This window comes from Micromonospora sp. NPDC049799, assembly GCF_040656655.1.
Lineage (GTDB): Bacteria > Actinomycetota > Actinomycetes > Mycobacteriales > Micromonosporaceae > Micromonospora.
Genome location: NZ_JBFAMU010000575.1, coordinates 1 through 2,907 on the forward strand (window position 1 = coordinate 1; position 2,907 = coordinate 2,907).

A 2,907-nucleotide genomic window follows, 5' to 3' on the forward strand; every position below is an offset into this window, starting at 1 on the left:
ATGGCCTACCGAAACACCCTCAATGTTCCCCTGCTGGCACTATCCTGCTTCGCGCGGCGACGCACGCGGACCGCGCTCGGCCTCGGGACCAGCGGGGTACGGCCCGGCGGATCGGCGCGGGCGGGGCCGGCGGACGGATCAGGCGGGTCGTAAGGGGACGACGACGTCATGGACCCAGCCTGGCAGATCAATCGGGCATTTCTCGCTTACACCTGCAAAGTAGGCACTTCAGAGTGGCGGCCCGGCGTAGCGGCGCCCGTTCCGGTACGGCCACGGGTTGGCCACACATCCGTTCAGGAACAGCGTCTGCTGCATCATGACCGGCGCGGGCCGGCCCGCCCCCGGGCAGCGCTCGTGCCGGTTGCCCAACTGGTGGCCCACCTCGTGGTTCACCACGTACGTCCGGTAGACCGACAGCGGCACCTTCGCCTCGACGTAGTGCGGCACCGACCGCCGCCACCGGTCCAGGTTGATGATGACCTTGCCGGGAGCCCGGCACGACGTGTACGGCCGACCGCCGACCCGGATGTCGACACCCCCTGCCGCGCACATCCGAGCCGCCGTACGGGCCGTCGCGAGGTAGACCGTGAAGTCGGCGGTCGCACCGGGCCCGACCTGCCGCAACCGCACCCGGCCGCTGTCCACCCAGCTCCCGGGCCCGGTGAGCGCCACCGTGACGGCCGAGGCGAAATCGGCGACGTCCTCGTCCGCGCCCACCTCGACCGCCACCCGGTACGGACGCAGCGCGCCCGCCTCGCCCAGCACCGGACCCACCCGGTCGTCGTAGGAGAACGTGCCCTCCCCCGCCGACGGCACCGGCCCCGGCATCAGCAGCACGGGAGGCGTCGACGCGGACAGCGGGGCCGTCGGCGAGGGGGCAACCGACGGGTCCACCGCCGGTGCCACCGGCTCCAGCGCCGACGCCTCCGGCCCGGTCGCCAACACCTCGGCCCCGACCTGCGCGCCGCGCCGGTCGGTGAGCACGGCCACCGCCGCTCCGATCGCCAGGACCAGCACGGCCAGCTCGACGATCCGCCGTTTCCCTCGACCGGTACGCCGGTGACGCCCGCGCTCCGAACCGGCCGACCGGTGGTCCACCGTTCCACCGGTCGGCGGGGCGGTCCGTGGGGAGGGGACGGAGGCCCGCGCGGCGGCCCGTCCGGTGCCGTCACCCCGAACGTGCGATCGGTGGCCGAGGGTCGGGTCGTCGGCACGGCGGCGGTACGTGGGCATCCTGCTCAGCCTGCCATGTCAGGCCGCTTCGCGGGGTCCCCCGTTTCGGTGAGCAGGCCCAACACGGCGCGGGCGACCAGGCGCGGCACCTCCAACTGGGCGACGTGGCCGACGCCGTCGAGCATCATCAGGCGGCTGTCCGGGATCACGCGGGCGGTCTGCGGCGCCACCCGGACGTCCACCAGCCGGTCGTGCCGCCCGCCCACCACCAGGGTCGGGGCCTGGATCGAGGCGGCCAGCCGCCACAGCGACCCCGACCCGGGCAGGTACGACCGCAGGAAACTGGAGACCAGACCCCGGAACGTGCGGACGTACGCGGCGGCGTAGTGGGCGGCCTCGTACCGCACCCGGATCTCCTCCAGCGCCTCCTGCCGGCGCTGCTCGCTGATCCGGCTGAGATCGGCGACGCACGCCTCCATCACCTGCTGCGCCATCAGCTCCGGCTCCAGCTGGGCCAGCCGCCAGGCGGCCAGCCGCTCGCCCCGGGGGATCGCCAGCAGCGGCAGCATCCGGCCCTGCAACGACCGCCGGAAGTCCAGGAACGGCAGGGCCGGCGAGACCAGGGTCAGCGTCCGGACGAGGTCCGGCCGGACCCCGGCCACGTGCACCGCGATCGCCCCACCCAGCGAGTTGCCGAACAGGTGCACCGGTCCCCGGTCGGAGTACTCGATCCAGCGGATGACCCGCTCGGCGAAGGCGGGGATCGTGTAGCGGCGGCCCGGTTCGCTGCGGCCGAACCCGGGCAGGTCGATGGCCTGACCGTCCAACCGGTCCGCGAGGAGGCCGGCCAGGTCGGTCCAGTTCTGCGAGGAGCCACCGAGCCCGTGCACGTAGAGCGCCGGCTCCGCGCCGGCGGCCGTGGCCGGCGTGTCCCGGACGTACGTCACCGTGCCGTCGAGACGTACCGCCCGGCCCGGCCAGGGTGGTGGGACGGAGTGCTCCGGGAGGAGGTGCTCCGGCCAGAGGGTGGCGCGCTTCATCGTTCCAGTCTGCCCAAAGCGATGCGGGCCGGCAGCGCGGCACGGGCGCCCGCCCCGTGACCGGCACCACCGTCAGGCCAGCAGCGCCTCCAGCCGACGGTTGACCGCCGCGAGGGTGGCCCGTACCACGGCCTGTCGGGGGTCGCCGGCGACCAACGCCGAGCCGGCGAGCTGCTCGACCCAGCCGTCGCACACCAGCAGCACGACCACCGTGGCCACCTCGCAGTTGCCGAACGACACCACCGCGGCGTGCTCGACGAAACACCGGCCCCGGTCGGAGTCCGGTTCCGCGCCGCGCAGCAACTCGTCCACGGCCGCCGCGGCGGCGACCGCGCAGAGCCGCAGCACGTAGCCGTCGACCGCCGGCCCGGTGGAGTGACCGGCGGCGGTGCGCCCGCCGGCGATCAGGCGGATCTCCACGGTGGCGTCGAGCCCGAAGGTGCTGACCTGGACGTGGTCGATCACCACCCGGGGCCCCGGCGCGCCACCGGTGTCCAGCGGGCGGGAGGGCGCGGTCTCCGTCGTGGTCACCTGCCCACCGGAGTACGACGTACCGAGCGTCGCCGGGCTGCCGGGCGGCGTACCCGCAGGGGCGGCCGAGACCGAGCCCGGCTCCTCCACGCTGGCCCTGCCGCGGTGCGGGCCGGAAGCCTGCCGGCGACGACGCGGCGTGTCGGGCGCGGAGACCTCCCGC

Annotated in this window: 2 protein-coding genes and 1 pseudogene; all 3 read right to left on the minus strand. The window is 74.6% G+C overall.

Features of this window, described 5'->3' with window-relative positions; all coding sequences use genetic code 11:
* Positions 1-228: 228 nt before the first annotated feature.
* Entirely contained in the window at positions 229-1,233 is a 1,005-nt protein-coding gene (locus AB0I76_RS26585) for a DUF3152 domain-containing protein (RefSeq protein ID WP_357040875.1), read from the minus strand.
* Positions 1,234-1,238: 5 nt separating this feature from the next.
* Entirely contained in the window at positions 1,239-2,213 is a 975-nt protein-coding gene (locus AB0I76_RS26590; protein ID WP_357040878.1) for an alpha/beta hydrolase, read from the minus strand.
* A gap of 72 nt (positions 2,214-2,285) precedes the next feature.
* Positions 2,286-2,907, minus strand: a pseudogene (locus AB0I76_RS26595) (hypothetical protein); the annotation flags it as partial.

Excerpts from the sequence above, each read along its gene's own strand:
- AB0I76_RS26585 (WP_357040875.1), bottom strand. The coding sequence starts at position 1,233 with ATGCCCACGTACCGCCGCCGTGCCGACGACCCGACCCTCGGCCACCGA.
- AB0I76_RS26590 (WP_357040878.1), bottom strand. The coding sequence starts at position 2,213 with ATGAAGCGCGCCACCCTCTGGCCGGAGCACCTCCTCCCGGAGCACTCC.